Raw genomic sequence first — 19373 nt, 5'->3', positions numbered from 1 at the left:
GGCCGTTCGGCTGCGGCGTACCGAATCTATGGGCCCGCCTCGGGGAGCGTCTTGTCACACGAACCAGGGAGGCCGGATCAGCGCCCCTCCCAGCGCGGCTCCCGCCGTTCCGCGAAGGCGCGCGGGCCCTCCACCGCGTCGCGGCTGGCCATCCGGCGGCGCTCGGCCGGATGGTCCGCCGTGAACGCCTCCGGCAGCGGCATGTCCAGCGAGCGGAGCGTGGCCTCCTTGACCGCGCGTACGGCCAGGGGCGCCGCCCGGACCAGGTCGTCCGTCCAGCCGGCGACGCACGCGTCCAGCTCGGCGTAGGGGACGACGTCGTTGACCAGGCCGAGCCGGTACGCCGCCGCGGCGCCCATCCGCCGGCCGGTGAGCAGGTGGCCCATGGCGGTCTTCAGCGGGATCTGGCGGGCCAGCCGGAACGCCCCGCCCGCCCCCGGTACGAGGCCGAGCCGCACCTCCGGCAGCCCGAACTCGGCGTGCTCCGCCGCCACCACGATGTCGCAGGCGAGGGCGAGTTCGAAGCCGCCGCCCAGCGCGTACCCGTTGACCCGCGCGAGCACCGGCTTGGTGAGACCGAAGCGCTCGGTGAGGCGCGGCCAGCCCGGCTGCCCCCGGCTGCCGAACGTGGTGGGCGCCGCGCCGGCCCGGTCGAGCGCGGCCCGCTCGCGCAGGTCCTGGCCAACCGAGAAGGCGCGGTCGCCGGCGCCGGTGAGCACCGCGACCCGTACGCCGTCGTCGGCCTCGACGTCGTCCCAGACCTCGGCCAGCTCCTCGTGGGTCCGCAGGTCGAGCGCGTTGAGCACGGCCGGCCGGTCGAGGGTCACGTACGCGACGTGCTCCTTCTTGAGGTAGCGGACCCGGGTCACCACCGGATCAGCGCGGTCTCGATCGTGGAGCCCGGACCCATCGTCATCAGCACGCCGTAGTCGCCCTCGGCCGCCACGCCCTCGCGGAGCAGCCGCTGGTACGAGAAGAGGAACGAGCCGCTGGAGAGGTTGCCGTAGTCGCGCAACACCTCGATCGTGTGCCGTACGTCGTGCCGGGTCAGGCCGAGGTTGACCCGTACGGCGTCGATGACCTTCTTGCCGCCGGAGTGGACCAGCCAGTGCCGGACCCCGCCCCGGCGTAGCCCGGCCGCGACGAGCAGGCGGTCGACGACCCCCTCGGCGTGCGCGCCGACCACGTACGGGATCTCCGGGTCGAGGTGGAAGCTGAACTTGCCCTGCTCCTCGTCCCAGTCGTACCGCATCGCGTCGAAGGCGTCGGTGATGATGTGGCTGGCGAACGCGAGCACGCTCGGACCCGCCGGCGGATGCTCCCCGCCATCGCCGCGCGCGGGGGTGACCAGCGCGATCGCGGCGGCGCCGTCGCCGAAGAGGCTGTTCACCACGACGGTGCCCATCGTCCCGTCCACGACGTACGCGGCCGAGCAGACCTCGACGCAGAGCAGTACCGCGAGGCGGCCGGGGTTGGCGCGCGACCAGGCGGCGGTGGCGTTGAGCGCGTTGAGGCCGGCGTTGCAGCCCATCCCGACCACGTCCACGCGCCCGCATCCGGGGTCGAGGCCCAGCTCCCGGATGACCAGGGCGCTCACGCCCGGGGTGAGGAAGCCGGTGGAGGTGACGCAGCACAGGTAGTCCACATCGGAGAGTGCGGCGCCGGCGTCGGCCACGCAGGCGCGCAGCGCCCGGCCGCCCATGTCGACGCCGAGCCGGGCGTGCTTGCGCAGCAACGCTCCCTGCGTCTCGGGCTGGATCGCGCCGCTCGCGTCGCGCGGCGGGACGGAGAGGAAGCGCCGCTCGATCGCGCTGTTGAGGAAGACCGACCGCACCTTCGGGTCGGTGATGCCGAAGAGGGCGAGCACCTCCTGCTGCGAGTACGACTCGGCGGTCACGGCGGTGCCCACACCGGTGATCCGCGGCGCGGGCGCCGGCGGCCGCGCCGCGGACACCTCCCGGACGCGTTCCAGGGTCTCGTGCGTACGCGACATCCCTCACCCCTCCCCGGCGAAGCGGCCGACCTTGGCGACGACGTCGGCACTGTGGATCCGGAGCGCCTGGCGGAGCGCGAACTCGGCGACGTACCGGCGGAACGCGTCCGGCGGCTCCTCGGCGAGCGCGAGCATGTGCCGGTTGGTCGGCACCGCCGGGCCGCTCAGGCGCTCCAGGCTCGCGGCCACGGCGGCGTCCAACTCGCCCGGCTCGCACACCTCGTCGACCAGCGGCCGGGCGTCCGGCTCGGCCGCGCGCAGCCGCCGCCCCTGGAGGAGGACCTGCCGGGCGAGGCGGGCGCCGGCGGCCCGGGTCAGCCGCAGGTTCGCCGCGCCGGGCACGATCCCCTCCTGGGCGGCGGGCAGGCTGAGGTAGGCGTCGGCCGAGGCGATGACGTGGTCGGCGGTCAGCAGCAGCTGCGCCGCGCCGCCGATGGCGAAGCCGTCCACCACCATCACCCAGGGCTTGGTCACCGTCGCGGGCGGCCAGCCCTCAGCGCCGGTACCCAGGCCGCGGACGAGCTTGTGCACGTAGCCGAGTTCGCGGCGCAGGAGGAAGTCGACTAGCCCGATCCGGCCATGGTGCAGGGCCCTGAGGTCGATTCCGGCGCCGAAGACGCGGCGGCCGAGGTGGCGGGGGTGCGTCATCTCCCCGCCCCGGATCAGCCCGACCCGCGCGTCCGGGTCGAGCAGCACCAGGTCGACCGCGGTCTCCATGTCGTCGACCTGCCGCTCGTCCTCGGCGTTGAGGCGGTCGCCCCGGCACATGGTCAGGTGGCCGGCGCCGTCCCGCCGCGCCAGCCGTACCGTGCCGAGGTCGGCGGCGCCGGTGCGGAGGTAGTCGGCCAGCAGCCGGGCGGCCCGGTCGGTGGGGCGGAGCATCGCGTCGACCAGGTGCGGCCCGGCCACCGGGGAGTCGAGCACGAAGCGCAGGAAGATCCCCTGGTCGACCTCGTACCCCTCCTTCTCCGCCTGCGGCCGGGACCGGTCGGCGGCGAGCCGGTCCGCCGCCGGTACGAGCCCGGGAAAGGCGACCGCCGCCGCCTCGACCAGCGCGGCCAGGCGCAACGACCGGGCACGGCCGGCGGTCAGCTCGTCGTAGACCGCGTCGGCGTGCGCGGCCAGGAACGCCCAGCGGGCCGCCCGCCCCCGCTCCTTGGCGGCGGTGGCGGTCGCCACCTGCTCCGGTGCCCGGCCGGCCGGCTCGGGCAGGGCGTCGAGCACCGCCTCGACCTCCCCGGCCGCGCGCGCGAGCCGGTCCCGCGCCGCCGCGAGGTCACCTCCCGGCATGCCGGTCACGCCGCCGGCCAGGCGCCCGCCCGGCGCAGCGCCCGGTCGCAGGCGGCCAGGTGGGCGCCGAGCGCGTCCTCGAAGCTGACCGTCGGCGCGTCGAACATCAGTTGCCGCCGCACCGCCAGTTCGGTGCCGGAGACCGCGGCGGCGAGCCGGGCCGCGCGGGCGAGCGCGCCGGCCACGTCGTCGGTCACCTCGTGCACCAGGTGCGCGGCGAGCGCGTCGGCGACCTCCAGCGGTACGCCGAACAGCACCGCCCGGCGGATCGCGGCGGCGTTCGCGGCCTGGCGGGCGAGCCGGTACACCGCCATGCCCGGCCAGGTGCCGCCGCCGCTGACCGGCAGCAGCAGGCGGGTCGAGGTGGCGGCGACGCGGTGGTCGGTGGCGAGCAGCGCGTCCAGCGCCGGGCCGCCGCAGTCGCCGGTGGCCACGGCGACGGTGGCCATCGGGAGGCGCTCCAGCCGGCGCAGCGCGCGTTCCCACTTGCTGACCAGCCCGACCGTCAGCTCGGCGGCCCAGGCCGGCCCGGGCGTGCCGGAGACGTGCACGACCACGTGGGCGTCCGCGGCGCCGTACCGGGACGCGTCCTCGGCCGCGTCGCACGCCGCGGCGACCACCGCGACCGCCTCGGCCGACAGCGGCCGCTCGCCGTCGACGCTGACGACGAACTCGTCCCGCCGCGTCATCGGAACGTCCATCCCCACATGCGGGGCTTGCTGCGTGGCCGGACCACGACCGTCGTCATCACTGCGACCCACTCCCTCGCGTATCGGCGATCTCCGCTTCGATGAACCGGGCCAGCCGGCCGACCCCTTCGGCGATCTCCGCCTCGTTCAGGTAGCTGACCGACAGCCGGATGCCGGTGTCCCCGCCGCCCTCGGGATAGAAGTACGACATCGGGGTCCAGATCACGCCGTACTCCCGCGCCGAGCGGCGCAGCGCGGCGTTGTCCGCCACGAAGGGGACGGAGACGGCGAGGAAGAAGCCGCCGGTCGGCGCGTTCCAGCGCACGCCGAGGGCGGTCCGGCGCCGGGCGGGGAAGGCCGCGTCGAGGTGCCGGAGCGTGGTGCGCATCGCGTCGCCGTAGTACGCGGACGTCGCCACGTTGAGCGCGGACGCACGGCCGCCGGCGCGGAGGAGCATGCCGGCGACGGCCGCCTGGCTCAGCGGCGACGTGTTCACCGTGATCATGCTCTTGACCTTGGTGAGCGCGTCGGCGAGGAACGCGGTGCCGCCCGCGCCGTCCTCCACCAGTTGGTCGGCGACGGCGAACCCGACCCGGGCCCCGGGGAAGAGCGTCTTGGAGAACGAGCCCAGGTGCACGACCGCGCGGTGCCGGTCCAGCGCCTTCAGCGTGGGCAGCCGTGGGCCGGGGCTGACCAGCCGGTACGGGCTGTCCTCCAGCACCAGCAGGCCGAGGCGGTCGGCGACGTCGAGCAGCTCGCGGCGGGCCGCCAGGGGCATCGTGCTGCCGGAGGGGTTGGCGTGGTCGGGAATCACGTACAGCGCCCGCGGCCGCCGGCCCCGCGCCCGCTCGGCCGCCACCGCCGCTTCGAGGTCGGCGCGGCGCAGCCCGTCCGGCCCCTCCTCGACCGCGCGCACCTCGATGTCGAGCAGGCGTGCCGCGCCGGTGATCCCCACGTAGCAGGGGCTGGAGACGAGCAGGACGTCGTCCGGCCCGGCGATCAGCACGCGCAGCGCGAGCACCATCGCCTCCTGCGCGCCGACCGTGACGACGATCGACCCGGCCGGTACGTCCACGCCCTCGTCCGCGCGCAGCCAGTCGGCGATCAGCTCGCGGATCTGGCCGCTGGCCGGGCCGTACTGGAAGAGCACGTCGCGGACCCGCTGCGCCCCGCCGCCCTGGGCGAGCAGGTGGTCGATGTACCGGCGGATGTCGACGAGCATCTGCTCGACGTCGAAGAACCCGTCGTACGGCCGGCCCGGGGCGAACGAGATCGCGTCGGGGTAGCGGAACGTGACCTCGTTGAGGAAGTTCATCGTGTCCAGGACCGGGTCGGCGACGCTGGCGTGCAGGTCGCCCAGGCGCAACCGGGCCCCGGAGGCCACCGTCACCGGTCGCCGGTCCCGGACAGCACGTCACGCAGGACGGCGGCGAGGCCGGTCAGATGCGGCGGCTGCACCATCGTGAAGTGGTTGCCGGGCGCGGTCCGGTACTCGATGTCCGGCGAGACCGCGGGCCACCGCTCGAACTCCGCCGGCGCCAGGCACTCGGCCGCGCGCACCAGCACGAACCGGCCGCCGTACGCCCGCGGCTCGTGCGCGTGGAGCGCGCGCATGTTGGCGACGTAAACGCGCATCCGCACGCGCATCTCGTCGCGCAGCCCGCTCGGCGCCAGGCCGGCCTTGTCCAGCACGTCCAGCACGCGCTCCTCCAGCGCCTCCCGGTCGAGCCGGCCGTACGTCTCCGCGTCGAGGTCCGGCGCCGTGATGCCGGCCCGCCCGGCCAGGTCGCGGACGAACCCGACCAGCGCGTCGACATCGCCGACCTCCTCCCGCTGCCGAGGCAGGCCGGAGTCGATCGCCACGACGAGGTCGACGCGCGCGCCCGCCTCGGTGAGCTGCCGGGCCATCTCCAGCCCGATGATCCCGCCGATCGACCAGCCGCCGAGGTGGTACGGACCGTCCGGTCGCAGGCGCCGGACCAGCTCCACGTACTGCCGGGCCCGCTCGACCAGCCCGCCCTCCGGCACCGCGCCGCGCAGGCCGGGATCCTCGATGGCGTGTACCGGCAGGTCGTCGCCGAGCATCGGGGCGAGCTGCGCGTACGGCGTGACCGCCCCGCCGACCGGATGCACCAGGAACAGCGGCGGCCGCGTACCCGAGGCGCGCAGCGTCACGACGCCGGTGTCGGACCGCGTGTCGCCGTCGTCGCGGATCTGGTCCAGCCGGGCGGCCAGGTCTTCGAGCGTGGGGTTGGTGAACAGGTGCTGCGGATGGAACTCCACGCCGAGCTGGTCGCGGACCCGCGCGGTGAGCCGCGTGGCGTGCAGCGAGTTGCCGCCGAGGTCGAAGAAGTTGTCGGTGGCGCCGATCTGGTCGGTGTCGAGGAGGTCCTGCCAGGCGGTGGCGAGCCAGCGTTCGGTGCCGGTGCGGGGCGCCACGTAGTCGGCCGCCACCGAGCCCGGGTCGGGCAGGCGCGCGGTGTCGAGCTTGCCGTTCGGCGTGATCGGCAGTTCGGCCAGCGGCACGAGCGCGGTCGGGATCATGTACGTGGGCAGCCGCTCGGTGAGGAACCGGCGCAGCTCGTCGAGGTCGGCGTCGCCGACGATGTACCCGGCGAGCGTGCTGCCGCGGAGCACCACCGCGCTCTGCCGGATCCGGGGATGCCGCACCAGCGCGTACTCGATCTCGCCGAGCTCGACCCGCTGGCCGCGGATCTTGACCTGCCGGTCGATCCGGCCGAGAAACTCGATCAGCCCGTCGGAACGCCAGCGGACCAGGTCGCCGGTGCCGTACATGCGCTCGCCGGGCGCGCCGCCGTACGGGTCGGCGAGGAAGCTCTGCGCGGTGAGCGCCGGCCGGTTCAGGTAGCCGAGCGTGACGCCGCTGCCGCCCACGTAGAGGTGCCCAGGCACGCCGATCGGCACCGGCTGGAGCCGCTTGTCGAGCACGTACGTGCGGTGGTTGGGCAGCGGCGCGCCGATCGGTGGCGGGCTGAGCAGGGGCGTGTCCGGGAGCGGGTAGTTGGTGCAGATGACCGTGGTCTCGGTCGGCCCGTACGAGTTGTGCATCGCGAAACCGGGTCGGTACCACCGGTTGGCCTGCTCGGTGGGGAGGGCCTCGCCGGCGCTGAACGCCCCGCGCAGCGCGCTGCCGGTGAGCCTGGCCGGGTCGAGCAGACCCAGGATGGCCGGCGGCAGGTAGGCGAGCGTGACGGCCTCGGCGTGCAGCAGCGCGGTGAACGCCTCCGGGTCGGTGACCGTCTCCCGCGCCGTGCCGACCAGCGTGGCGCCGGCCAGCCAGACCGCGTAGATCTCGAAGATGCTGGCGTCGAAGGCGGGATTGGAGACCTGCACGACCCGGTCGTCCGGGGTCATGTCGAAGATCTCCACGGCGTTTTGGCAGTAGGCGTACACGGACCGGTGCGTCACCATGACGCCCTTGGGCCGGCCGGTCGAGCCGGAGGTGTAGAGCAGGTACGCGGGGTCGTCCGGCCGCACCTCGACCTCGGGCGGCGTCTCCGGGCCGGCGAGGTCCATCTCGTCCAGGCGCCACAGCGGCGGGCCGTCCGGGGCCAGCTCGGCCAGGTCGGTGGTGGCCAGCACGAGCGCCGCCGCCGCGTCGGCGACCTGGAAGGCGAGCCGGGCCGCCGGGAGCTGCGGGTCGAGCATGGTCCAGGCGGCGCCGGCCTTCAGCACGGCGAGCTGGGCCACCGGGAGGTGCGGGCCGCGTTCCAGCAGCAGGGCCACGATCCGGCCGGTACCGGCGCCGGCGTCGAGCAGCGCCCGGGCCAGCCGGTTGGCCCGGCGTTCCAGGTCGCCGTAGGTCAGCTCGGCGTCGCCGAACCGCACGGCCGGGCGGTCCGGGTCGTGCCGGCCGGGCATCTCGTGCAGCAGTCCGGTGTCCCGGGGCACCGGCGGCGGGTTCCAGGTGCGCAGGACCCGCTCGCGTTCGGCGGGGGAGAGCAGGTCGATCTCGGCGATGGCGGTCTCCGGCGCGGCGAGCCCGGCGGCGAGCGCGGCGAGGAGGTGGTCGGTCAGCCGGTCGATGCGGTCGGCGTCGAAAAGCTCGGTGGAGTACTCGACGGCCAGCTCGAGCGTGCCGTCCGGGCTCTCCGCCAGGTCGATGCCGAGGTCGAAGCGGGCGTAGCCGGTGGGGACGTTCACCGACTCGGTGGTGAGCCCGCCCAGGTCGAGCCGGCCCTCGCCACCACCGCCCCGCCCCGGCTGGAGCGTGAGGCTGATCTGGAAGAGCGGGTTCCGGCCGGCGGTCCGCTCCGGCTGCAAGGTCTCGACCACCAGCCCGAACGGCACGTCCTGGTGCACGGTCGCGTCCAGCACGCTGTGGTGGCAGCGGCGCACCACCTCGGCGAAGCTGGGGTCGCCGCCGACGTCGGTACGGAGCACGAGCGTGTTGGCGAAGAAGCCGACCAGCGGCTCGATCTCGGCCCGCGTGCGGCCGGAGAAGATCGAGCCGATCGGCAGGTCGGTCTGGCCGGTGTAGCGGTGCAGCACGGTCAGCAGCGCGGCCTGCACCACCGCCAGAAACGACACGCGATGGGTACGGGCGTAGGCGCTGGCCACCGTCGACAGCGCGCCGGGGAGCCGCCGCTGCCGGTTGGCGCCGGCGCCGGTGGGCTGGGCCGGGCGCGGCCGGTCGGTCGGGAAGTCCACAGTGGGCAGATCGGCCAGCGCCGTCCGCCAGTAGCCGAGCTGCCGCGAAAGCTCCGCGCCGTCGAGCCAGCCGCGCTGCCAGGCGGCGTGGTCGGCGGGCTGCGTCGACAGCTCCGGGAGCCCTGGGTCGACGCCGCGCACCGCGGCCCCGTACAGCAGCGACAGCTCGCCGGCCAGGAGGCCGACCGACCAGCCGTCGGCCACGATGTGGTGCACCACGAGCGCGAGCACGTGGTCGTCGGGCGCGACCCGGCCCAGCGCGGCCCGGAAGAGCGGCCCGGCGGCGAGGTCCATCGGCCGGGCGATCTCGTCGGCGACCCACCGCTCGACGTCGGCGCCGTCGAGGTCCACCGTGGACAGTGGCGGCGGCGTGTCCGGCGCCGGGTCCACCACCTGCCGGGGTACGCCGTCGTCGGCGACGAACCGCGTGCGCAGCGCCTCGTGGCGAAGTACGAGGGCGTGCAGGGCCCCCTCCAGCGCCGCGCGCACCGGTACGCCGCGCAGCCGCAGCCCGAAGCCGATGTGGTACACCGGCGACGAGCGGTCCATCTGCTGGACGAACCAGAGCCCTTCCTGCTGGAGCGTGCACGGCAGCTTCCCGTCCCGGGAGACGGCCCGGGGCCGCTGCGCCTGGGCGCGCCGGGCCTTCGCGGCCCGCTTCTCGGCCAGCATCCGCTCCAGCGCGGCGATCTCGTCGTCGAGCTCCTCCTCCGGCGCGTCGGGAGGCGGATCGCCGGCCGTGGTGGCGCGGGCCTCGTCGATGCGAGTGGCGAGCTGTTCCAGGGTGGGGTTGGCGAACAGGTCCCGCGGGTCCAACTGGACCTCCAGATGGTTGCGCGTCCGGGCGGTGAGCTGCGTGGTGTGCAGGGAGTTGGCGCCGAGGTCGAAGAAGGTGTCGCCGGTGCCGACCCGGTCGACGCCGAGCAGGTCCCGCCAGGTGTCGGCGAGCCAGCGTTCGGTGTCGGTGCGGGGCTCGCGGTACTCCACCGCGGCCGGGCGGGGGTCGGGCAGCCGGGCGGTGTCCACCTTGCCGTTCGGGTTCAGCGGCAGCTCGGGCAGCGTGACGTACGCGGCCGGGAGCATGTACGTGGGCAGCCGCTCGGCGAGGTGCGTGCGGATCTCGGCCGGGCCGGCGTCGCCGACGACGTACGCCGCGAGGTAGCTGCCGTCGCGGAGCACGACCGCGCACTGGCGGACGCCGGGGTGCTGGGTCAGGGCGTGTTCGATCTCGCCGAGTTCGATGCGCTGGCCGCGGAGCTTGACCTGCCGGTCGATCCGGCCGAGGTATTCGAGCACGCCGTCCGAGCGCCACCGGGCCAGGTCGCCGGTGGCGTACATGCGCCGGCCCGGCTCGCCGTACGGATCGGGGAGGAATCGCTGGGCGGTGAGCCCGGGCCGGTTGTGGTAGCCGTGCGCGACGCCGGTGCCGGCGACGAAGAGCTGCCCGGGCACGCCGACCGGTACCGGCCGCAGCCGCTGGTCGAGCACGTACGCGCGCTGGTGGGCCAGCGGCGCGCCGATCGGCGGCGGGGCGGCCAGCGGGCCGGCCGGGCAGACGTGGTGCGTGCAGAAGACGGTGGTCTCGGTCGGGCCGTACGTGTTGTGCAGCTCCAGCCCTGGCCGCGACCAGCGGCCGACCTGCTCGGCGCCGAGCGTCTCCCCGCCGCTGTAGAGGATTCGCAGGTCGCTGCCGGCCAGCGCGTCCGGGTCGAGCAGCGCCAGGATCGCCGGCGGGACGAAGGAGAAGGTGACCCGCTCCGCGCGCAGCAGCGCCGTGTACGCGGCCGGGTCGGCGATGGTCTCGTGCGGCGCGCTGACCATCGTGGCGCCGGCCAGCAGCGTCGCGAAGCAGTCGAAGACGCTGCCGTCGAAGGCGGGGTTGGCGAGCTGCCCGACCCGGTCGGCCGGGCCGAGGGCGAAGACGTCCGCCGCGGCACGGCAGAACGCGTAGGCGGAGCGGTGCGAGACGAGCACGCCCTTGGGGGTACCGGTGGAGCCGGAGGTGTACATCAGGTAGGCCGGGTCGTCCGGGCGGACGTCGTTTGCCGGCGCGGTCTCCGGGCAGCCCTCCAGCCGGGCGGCGTGCGCCGGCTCGTCGAGGCACCAGTGTGGCGTCCCGGCGGGGGCGTGGCCGGCCAGCTCGGCCAGGTCGGTGGTGGTGAGCACGAGCGGCGCGGCGGCGTCGCCGACCTGGAAGGCCAGCCGCGCCGCGGGATACCGGGGGTCGAGGGGCGTCCAGGCGGCGCCCGCCTTCATCACGGCGAGCTGCGCCACCGGCAGGTGTGGCCCGCGTTCGAGCAGCAGGCCGACCACGTGCCCGGCGCCGACACCGGCCCGGTTGAGGGCGTGGGCGAGCCGGTTGGCCCGCCGCTCCAGCTCGCCGTAGGTCAGCTCCTCGGCGGCCCGGCCGCGAAACCGCAGCGCGAGCCGGTCGGCGTCGTGCCCGGCGGTCACCTCGTGCAGCAGCGCGGTGGCGTGCGCCGGGCGCGGTACGGCGATGTCCACCATCACGCGCCTCCCGGGCCCGGGCCGGCGACGGCGTCGGCGACCGGATCGGGCGGCGCCGGATTCCAGGCGTGCAGGATCTGCCGGCGCTCGGCGGCGGTCATGATCTCGATGTCGGCGGCGGGGCGGCCGGGCTCGGCCAGCCCGTGGGCGAGCGCGGTGGTGTAGTGGTCGATCAGCCGTTCGACGCGGTCCCGGTCGAACAGCTCGGTGGAGTACTCCACCGACAGGTCAAGCCCGCCGCCCGGGGCGTCGTCCACGTTGATGGCGACGTCGAAGCGGGCGTGGCCGGTGGTGGCGTCGACCGGCTCGGCGGTCAGGTCGCCGAGGCGCGGCCCGTCGCCGGCCCCCTGCGCCGGCAGCAGCGAGAGGGCGATCTGGAAGAGGGGGTTGCGGCCGGCGGTGCGGTCCGGCTGGAGCGTGTCGACGATGAGGCCGAAGGGGACGTCCTGGTGCGCGGTGGCGTCCAGGACGGTGTCGTGGCACCGGCGGACGAGGTCGGCGAAGGTGGGCTCGCCGTCGAGCCCGGTACGCAGGACGACCGCGTTGACGAAGTAGCCGACCAGCGGCTCCAGCTCGGCGCGCGTACGGCCGGAGAAGACCGAGCCGATCGGCAGGTCGCTCTGGCCGGTGTACCGGTGCAGCACGGGCAGCAGGGCGGCGTGCAGGACGGCGAGGAAAGACACCTGGTTCGCCCGGGCGTACGCGCGGGCGGTGGCGGCCAGCTCGTCGGGGAGGCGGCGCCAGACGGTCGCGCCGTCGCCGGTCGGCTGGGCCGGGCGGGGCCGGTCGGTGGGGAAGTCCACTGTGGGCAGATCGGCAAGCCGCTCGCGCCAGTGGTCGAGCTGCCGGTCCAGCTCCGCGCCGCTGAGCCGGTCGCGTTGCCAGGCGGCGTGGTCGGCCGGCTGGATCGGCAGGTCGGGCAGGTGCGCCTCGGCGCCGGTGGTCTCGGCGGCGTACAGCCGGGACAGCTCCTCGATCAGGATCCGGGCCGACAGGCCGTCGGAGACGATGTGGTGGACGACCACGACCAGGACGTGCTCCTGGGGGCCGACCCGCCCCAGCGCGGTGCGGAACATCGGGCCGGCGGCGAGGTCGAGCGGCCGGCGGATCTCGCCGGTGGACCACCGCTCGACCTCGTCCGCGGGGACCTCGGTCACCGGCAGCGCCGAGACCGCCGGCGGCGGGTCGACGACCTGCCGGGGCAGCCCGTCCTGGGCCACGAACCGGGTCCGCAGCGCCTCGTGCCGCACCACCAGCGCGTGCAGCGCCCGCTCCAGCGCCGGTACGTCCAGCTCGCCGTGGAGCCGCGTGCCGAAGCCGATGTGGTACGCGGTCGACGCGGGGTCGAGCTGCTGCACGAGCCACAGGCTCTCCTGCTGGTACGTGCAGAGCAGCGCGCCGTCCCGGGGCACCGGCGCGATCGGCGCCTCGGGCGGGGTCGCCTCGCTCTCGTCCAGCAGGGCGGCGAGCTGGTCGAGGCCGGAGCTGATGAAAAGGTGGTGCGGGGCCAGCTCGATGTGGAGGTGGTCGCGGATGCGGGCGGTGAGCTGGGTCGCGTGCAGCGAGTTGGCGCCGAGGCCGAAGAAGTCGTCGCTCGCGCCAACCCGGTCCACGCCGAGGAGGTCCTGCCAGGTCTCGGCGAGCCAGCGTTCGGTGTCGGTGCGGGGCGGGACGTGGTCCGCCGCCGGGCGCGGCGGCTCGGGCAGGCGGGCGGTGTCCAGCTTGCCGCTCGGCGTGGTCGGCAGCTCGGGCAGGCTGACCCACGCGGTCGGCGTCATGTACGTGGGCAGGCGCTCGGCGGCGTACCGGCGGATCTCGCCCAGCTCCGCGTCGCCGACGACGTACGCGGCCAGGTGGTCGCCGTCCCGGACGACCACGGTGCACTGGCGCACGCCGGGGTGCCCCACCAGCACGTGCTCGACCTCGGCCAGCTCGATGCGCTGGCCGCGGAGCTTGACCTGGCGGTCCCGCCGGCCGAGAAACTCGAGCGCGCCGTCGGAGCGCCAGCGGGCGAGGTCGCCGGTGGCGTACATGCGCTGGCCCGGCTCGCCGGCGTACGGGTCGGCGACGAACGACTGGGCGGTCAGCCCGGGCCGGTTGTGGTAGCCGTCGGCCAGTCCCGTGCCGGCGACGAAGAGCTGCCCGGGAACCCCGATCGGCATGAGTCGCTGGCGGGAGTCGAGCACGTACGCGCGCGTGTTGGCGATCGGGCGTCCGATGGGGACGGTCGGCGCGTCCGGCTCGCAGCGCCAGGCGGTGACGTCGACGGACGCCTCGGTCGGCCCGTACAGGTTGTGCAGCTCGGCGCCGGGCCAGAGCGCGAGCACGCGCCGGGCGGTGCCGGCGCTCAGCGCCTCGCCGCTGCAGAAGACCCGCCGCAGGCTGGGCAGCGGGCCCTCGGCCGCGTCGAGGAAGCCGTTCAGCACGGTCGGTACGAAGTGGACGGTGGTGACGGCCTGGCTGGCGATCAGGCGGTGCAGGTAGCCCGGGTCGCCGTGCCCGCCCGGGGCGGCCACGACGATCGTCGCACCGGTGACCAGCGGCCAGAAGAACTCCCACACCGAGACGTCGAAGCTGTACGGCGTCTTCTGCAGGACCCGGTCGTCCGGCCGCAGCCCGTACGCCTCCTGCATCCAGGCGATCCGGTTGTGGATGGCGCGGTGGGAGACGCGGACGCCCTTGGGCGTACCGGTGGATCCGGAGGTGTGGATCAGGTAGGCGAGGTCGTCGAGGGCGGCCCCGCCGTCCGGCGCGGTGGCCGGCTCGGCGGCCAGCGCCTCCCGCTCGGTGTCCAGGCGGATCGCCGTGGGGAAGGCCGGCGCGTACGCGGCGTGCGTGACGAGGGTGGCCGGCGCGGCGTCGGCGAGCACGAGCGCCAGCCGGTCCGCGGGCAGGTCGGGGTCGAGCGGCACGTAGCCGCCGCCCGCCTTCCAGGTGGCCAGCAGGGCGGTGACCAGGTCGGCACCGCGGCGCAGACAGATCCCGACCGGGGCGCCGGGGCCGACCCCGTCCCGCCGGAGCCGGTGGGCGAGCCGGTTGGCGGCGGCGTCCAGCTCCCGGTACGTGTGCGCGGTGCCGTCGTGGTCGACCACGGCCACCGCGTCGGGGGCGGCGGCGACGGCGGCCTCGACCATCCGGTGCAGCGGCTCGGCCGGACGCGCCACCGCCGTGTCGTTCCAGGTGCGCAGGAGCCGGTGCCGTTCGGCCGCCGGCAGGATCTCGATCCCGGTGGCGGGGCGCTCCGGCGCGGCCAGCCCGTTGGCGAGCGCGTTGACGTAGTGGTCGAGCAGCCGGTCGATCCGGTCCGGGTCGGACAGCTCGGTGGCGTACTCCACCAGCACCTCCATCGAGCCGTCGGTGCCCTCGTAGATGACGAAGTTGATGTCGGTGGGCACGTAGTCGCCGGTGACGTCGAGCAGCTCGGTGGTGACCTCGCCGAGCGAAGGGCTGCCGATCGCGGTCCCCTTCGGTTGCAGGGTGATGGCGATCTGGTACAGCGGGCTGCGCCCCGCGACCCGGTCCGGCTGGAGCGTGTCGACCACCAGGCCGAACGGGATGTCCTGGTGGGCGGTGGCCTCCAGGACCGTGTCGTGGCATCGGCGCACGACGTCGGTGAACGTGGGGTCGCCGTCGAGGTTTGTGCGGAGCACGACCGCGTTGGCGAAGTTGCCGACCAGCGACTCGATCTGGGCCCGCGTACGGCCGGAGAAGACCGAGCCGATCGGCAGGTCGGTCTCGCCGGTGTACCGGTACAGCACGGTGAGCAGGGTCGCGTGCAGCACGGCGAGCAGCGACACCTGGTTGGCCCGGGCGTACGCGCGGGCGGTCGCGGCGAGGTCGTCGGGGAGGCGGCGGGCGAGGTCGGCGCCGGCGCCGGTGGGATCGGCCGGGCGCGGCCGGTCGGTGGGGAAGTCCACTGTGGGCAGGCCGGCGAGGCGGTCGCGCCAGTAGCCGAGCTGCCGGTCCAGCTCGGCGCCGCTCAGCCAGCCGCGCTGCCAGGCGGCGTGGTCGGCCGGCTGGATCGGCAGCTCGGGCAGGCGCGCCGGTGGCCCGCCGGTCTCGGCGGCGTAGAGCTGGGACAGCTCGCCGGCGAGGATGCGCACCGACCAGCCGTCCGCGACGATGTGGTGCACGACCAGCACGAGTACGTGGTCCCGGCGCGTGACCCGGGCCAGGGCGGTGCGAAACACCGGGCCGGTCTCCAGGTCGGTCGGCCGGCGCACCTCGTCGAGGGCCCACCGCTCGACCTCGCCGGGCGCGATGTCGGCGACGGGCAGCGGCAGCGCCGCCGGCGGCGGCGGGTCGATCACCTGCCGGGGCTGGCCCTCCTCCTCCACGAAGCGGGTCCGCAGCCCTTCGTGCCGCTCCACCAGCGCGCGCAGCGACCGCTGGAGCGCCGGCACGTCCAGCTCGCCGTGCAGCCGCAGCGCGAACGGGATGTGGAACGTCGCCGCCGCCGACGGGTCCAGCCGCTTGACCAGCCAGGCCGCTTCCTGCTGGAACGTGCACACCAGCGACCCGTCCCGCGGCACCGGTACGACCGTGCGCGCCTGGGCGAGCTGCTCCTTGGCGGCCCGCTTCTCGGCCAGCCGCCGCTCCAGGTCGGCCCGCTCAGCCACCAGCCGTTCGAGTTCGGCCCGCTCGGCGACCTGCCGCTCCAGCTCGGCGATCTCGTCGTCCAGCGCGGCGTCCGGCTGGTCGGCGGCGGAGGTCGCGAGGGCCAGGGCGAGGCCCCGCACGCTCGGGTTCGCGGCGAGCATGGCGACGGTGGCGCCCTCGATGCGGCCGATGGCGCGTACCGCGTCGAACGAGTCGCCGCCCAGCTCGAAGAAGCTCTTCTCGACGTCGACCTCCGCCGCGCCGAGGATGTCCCGGTAGATCGCGGCGATCGCCTCCTCCTCCGGCGTCGCGGGGGGCGTGGGCGGCCCGGCCTCCGGTGCCGCGGGGGCGGTGGCCGGCGCGGTCGCGAGCACGGGGCCGGCGGCGGCGGTGACCTCCTCGACCCGGTCGGCCCGGGCCAGCGCGTCGAGCGTCGGGCGCAGGCAGTCCAGCAGCTCGGCGGCGAAGCCGGCCGCGAAGCGGTCCCGGTGCACAAGCACTTGGAGTTCGGATACCGGCTGCGGCGTGACGATCAGCGACAGCGGCACGCTCACCTTGTCGTACAGGACCTCGGCGCGGCCGGTCAGCGCGTCGCCGTCGCCGCCCGCCGCCACCGTCAGCGCGTAGTTGTCCAGCACGACGAGGCTCTCGAAGAGGTGCTGTCCGGGCGTACCGGCCCACTTCTTGATGTCGGCGAGCGGGCTGAACTCGTACCGGCGGATCTCGGCGTGCCGGGCCTGGAGGTCGCGGAGCCAGTCGCCGAGGTCGCCCTCCTCTGGCACGGTCACCGGTACCGGCAGCGTGTTGGCGAACAGGCCGACCATCCGGTCGACCTCGGGCAGCTCGGCCGGGCGGCCGGAGGTGACCGCGCCGAAGGAGACGGTGTCCGAGCCGGTGTAGCGGCGCAGCACGACCGCCCACGCGGCGTGCAGCAGGGCGCTGAGCGCGACGCGGTGGCGCGCGGCGGCCGCGCGCAGGCCCTGCTCGGTCTCGGCCGCGATCGTCATGGTGTGCCGGTCGACGGCGCCGGTGCCGTCGCGCGGGTCGGCGGGGCGCAGCGGCGCCAGGTGCGCGGGCGTGAAGCCGGCGAGCGTCTCGGTCCAGAAGCGCTCCGCCGCCGCGACGTCCTGCCGTTGCAGCCAGGCGATGTAGTCGCGGTACGGCGGGGCGGCCGGCGGCGGCGGCCCGCCGACGGTCAGGCCGCGGTAGCGCTCCATGACCTCGTTCATGAAGACCGGCACCGACCAGCCGTCGAGCAGCAGGTGGTGGTGTGACCAGGCCAGCCCGTGCCGGTCGGGGCCGAGGTGGATCAGGTGCAGCCGTTGCAGCGGCGGCGTGGTGAGGTCGAAGCCCTGGGCGCGGTCGTCGGCCAGCAGCCGGTCGAGGCGCTCGCGCTGCTCGGTCTCGCCGAGGCCGGACCAGTCGTGCTGGCGCGCCACCGGGGTCACGTCGCGGTGGACCACCTGGAGCGGCTTGTCCAGGCCCTCCCAGTGGAAGGAGGTGCGCAGCGCGGGATGCGCGGTGAAGACAAGCTGCCAGGCGCGTACCAGGGCGTCCGCGTCCAGTGGACCGTCCAATGTGTACACGTGCTGGCCGAGGTACATGTCGGCGGCACCGTCGTGCACGCTGTGCAGCAGCATTCCCCGCTGGAGCGGAGTGAGTTCGTAGATGTCCTCGACACTGCTCGTGGTCACGGACGCAATCTATGAGCCCCCGTTGGGCCTGTCGTGTCGCCGGAACCGGGGGCCGCCCGCGCGGGGTCGAGGTCACCGGTGATCGCCCGGATGACCTGGCGTTCGGCCGCCTCGTCGAAGAAGTGTCCACTGGGGACGGCCAGTCGCCGTCGTCGACAAGGGGCTCCATCCGCTCGAAGGCGGGCTCGGCGAACCGGTCCGCGCGCCCGGGAAGCTGCACCGCGACCGGCTCGATGGACGGCGGCAGCAGGTGCGACCGCTGCCGGTACACCGAGGCCGTGCCGCCGGCGTGGTGGAAGCAGAGCAGCCGGATCCGCGCGGAGCCGTCGCGGCGACCGAACCGCTTGAGCCAGCGGCGGTCGCCGACCTGTGCTTGGGCCATCGTCGGCTCCGCGACCCGGGTCAGTTTGTCGGTACGGCGTCGCGGCGTGCGCTGCGCGGGCGGATGTCGGTCCAGTTCGCCTCGATGTGGTCCAGGCACGCCTGCCGGCCGTCGGGGCCGTACGTGACCTGCCAGCCGGCCGGTACGGCCAGCGCCTGCGGCCACAGCGAGTGCTGCTCCTCGTCGTTGACCAGCACCACGAAGGTGCCGTCGGGATCATCGAACGGGTTCATGGGCCGACGGTAGCCACGCCGGCCCGCTTCCGGATGTCACGTGAATCGAGGACGGCCCCGAAATCGCGCCGCCCGTCCTGGCTTCACGTGACACCTGCGCGGCTTCCGGTCCGCATACCGTGGGACCGGACAAACCCCTCCGCGGACCTGATGGAGCTGGACATGGACATCGCCGTCGCCCGGCTCGAAGCCTGGATGCGCGACTACTACCACAAGGTCGACCACGACATCGGCAGCAGCGGCGTGCGTGACCTCTCGATGGCCGAGTTTCGCGGTCTGTGCGGGTTCGAGCTGTCCGAGCTGGATCCGATGATGTTCCACGACAGCGAGAGCTACGGCGGCGAGCGGCTGCGCGCCGCGCTGGCCGACCGGTGGACCGGTGGCGACATCGACCGGATGATGGTCACGCATGGCTCCAGCGAGGCGATCTACCTGGTCATGCATCTGGCGTTGGAGCCCGGCGACGAGATCATCGTGCTCGACCCCGCGTACCAGCAGCTGCACGACATCGCGGCCGCGCGCGGCTGCCGCGTGACCCGGTGGCCGCTCGACCCGGCCGCCGGTTTCGCCGCCGACCTGTCGGTGCTGCGCGAGCTGGCGGCGAGCCGGCCACGGATGATCGTGGTGAACTTCCCGCACAACCCCACCGGGGTCTCGATCACCGCGGCCGAGCAGAAGGAGATCGTCGCCATCGCCGCGGAGGCGGGCGCCTGGCTGGTGTGGGACCACGCGTTCGGGGAGCTGACATACACGGCCGAGCCGCTGCCGATCCCGCTGGGGTACGAGCGGTCCATCGTGTTCGGCACGTTCTCCAAGAGCTACGGCCTGGCCGGACTGCGGGTCGGCTGGTGCGTGGCGCCGCCCGAGCTGATGGCCCGGATGGCGCTGCTGCGCGACTACATCGCGCTGTACGTCTCGCCGATCCTGGAGTTCTTCGCCGAGCAGGCCGTACGCAACGCGGACCGCATCGTGGCGCTCCAGCGCGAGCACGCCGTGCGCAACCGGCGGCTGCTGGTCGACTGGGCGGCGGCCCGGCCGGAGCTGGTGCGGCTGACCCCGCCCGACGGCGGCGTGACCGCCTTCGTGGAGTTTCCCGGCCAGCCGGACGTGGTGCGCTCCTGCCGCCGCCTCGCCGAGCGGCACCGCGTGCTGCTGGTGCCGGGCGCGTGCTTCGGCGACGCCTACCGCGACCACGCCCGGCTCGGCTTCGGCGGTACGACCGCGGAGCTGACCGCCGGCCTCACGCTGCTGGAGCGCGTGCTGCGCGAGGACGCCGCCGGCGCGTGAGGCCCAGCCTGGCACGCCAGAGCCCGC

Annotated in this window: 9 protein-coding genes and 1 pseudogene; 1 reads left to right on the top strand and 9 read right to left on the bottom strand. The window is 74.7% G+C overall.

What is annotated here, in order from left to right; all coding sequences use genetic code 11:
• Positions 1-77 precede the first annotated feature (77 nt).
• From dpgD to ACFFIA_RS07825, 9 genes and pseudogenes are all read right to left on the bottom strand, one after another.
• Entirely contained in the window at positions 78-872 is a 795-nt protein-coding gene (dpgD, locus tag ACFFIA_RS07865; RefSeq protein WP_377247731.1) for an enoyl-CoA-hydratase DpgD, read from the bottom strand.
• Complete coding sequence (dpgA, locus tag ACFFIA_RS07860) at positions 866-1993, bottom strand: 3,5-dihydroxyphenylacetyl-CoA synthase DpgA (RefSeq protein WP_377247728.1); 1128 nt, start codon at positions 1991-1993, stop codon at positions 866-868. The genes dpgD and dpgA overlap by 7 nt, the downstream gene beginning before the upstream one ends.
• 3 nt (positions 1994-1996) lie before the next feature.
• Entirely contained in the window at positions 1997-3283 is a 1287-nt protein-coding gene (gene dpgC / locus ACFFIA_RS07855) for a (3,5-dihydroxyphenyl)acetyl-CoA 1,2-dioxygenase DpgC (RefSeq protein WP_377247725.1), read from the bottom strand.
• Positions 3284-3288: 5 nt separating this feature from the next.
• Positions 3289-3972, bottom strand: coding sequence for an enoyl-CoA-hydratase DpgB (dpgB, locus tag ACFFIA_RS07850; RefSeq protein ID WP_377247722.1), 684 nt, complete (start codon positions 3970-3972; stop codon positions 3289-3291).
• A gap of 58 nt (positions 3973-4030) precedes the next feature.
• Complete coding sequence (locus ACFFIA_RS07845) at positions 4031-5287, bottom strand: aminotransferase-like domain-containing protein (protein WP_377248292.1); 1257 nt, start codon at positions 5285-5287, stop codon at positions 4031-4033.
• Positions 5288-5358: 71 nt separating this feature from the next.
• Complete coding sequence (locus tag ACFFIA_RS07840; RefSeq protein ID WP_377247719.1) at positions 5359-11151, bottom strand: non-ribosomal peptide synthetase; 5793 nt, start codon at positions 11149-11151, stop codon at positions 5359-5361.
• Positions 11151-17444 (bottom strand): non-ribosomal peptide synthetase, encoded by a 6294-nt coding sequence (locus ACFFIA_RS07835; RefSeq protein WP_377247716.1) that lies wholly within the window; start codon positions 17442-17444, stop codon positions 11151-11153. Before ACFFIA_RS07835 ends, ACFFIA_RS07840 begins: the two co-directional genes overlap by 1 nt.
• Positions 17445-17607: 163 nt before the next feature.
• Positions 17608-17826: pseudogene (locus tag ACFFIA_RS07830) on the bottom strand (thioesterase II family protein); the annotation flags it as partial.
• Positions 17827-17846: 20 nt separating this feature from the next.
• Positions 17847-18059 carry an MbtH family protein gene (locus tag ACFFIA_RS07825; protein WP_377247713.1) on the bottom strand — a complete coding sequence of 71 codons (213 nt, stop codon included), beginning with the start codon at positions 18057-18059 and terminating at the stop codon, positions 17847-17849.
• Positions 18060-18221: 162 nt separating this feature from the next.
• Here ACFFIA_RS07825 and vioD point away from each other — a divergent pair, with 162 nt between their 5' ends.
• Positions 18222-19346: a capreomycidine synthase gene (vioD, locus tag ACFFIA_RS07820; protein ID WP_377247710.1), complete on the top strand. Its 1125-nt coding sequence runs from the start codon at positions 18222-18224 to the stop codon at positions 19344-19346.
• Positions 19347-19373 lie beyond the last annotated feature (27 nt).

Origin of the sequence: Phytohabitans kaempferiae (assembly GCF_042433955.1) — a bacterium.
GTDB lineage: Bacteria > Actinomycetota > Actinomycetes > Mycobacteriales > Micromonosporaceae > Phytohabitans > Phytohabitans kaempferiae.
This window is presented reverse-complemented; position numbering and strand designations above follow the sequence as displayed.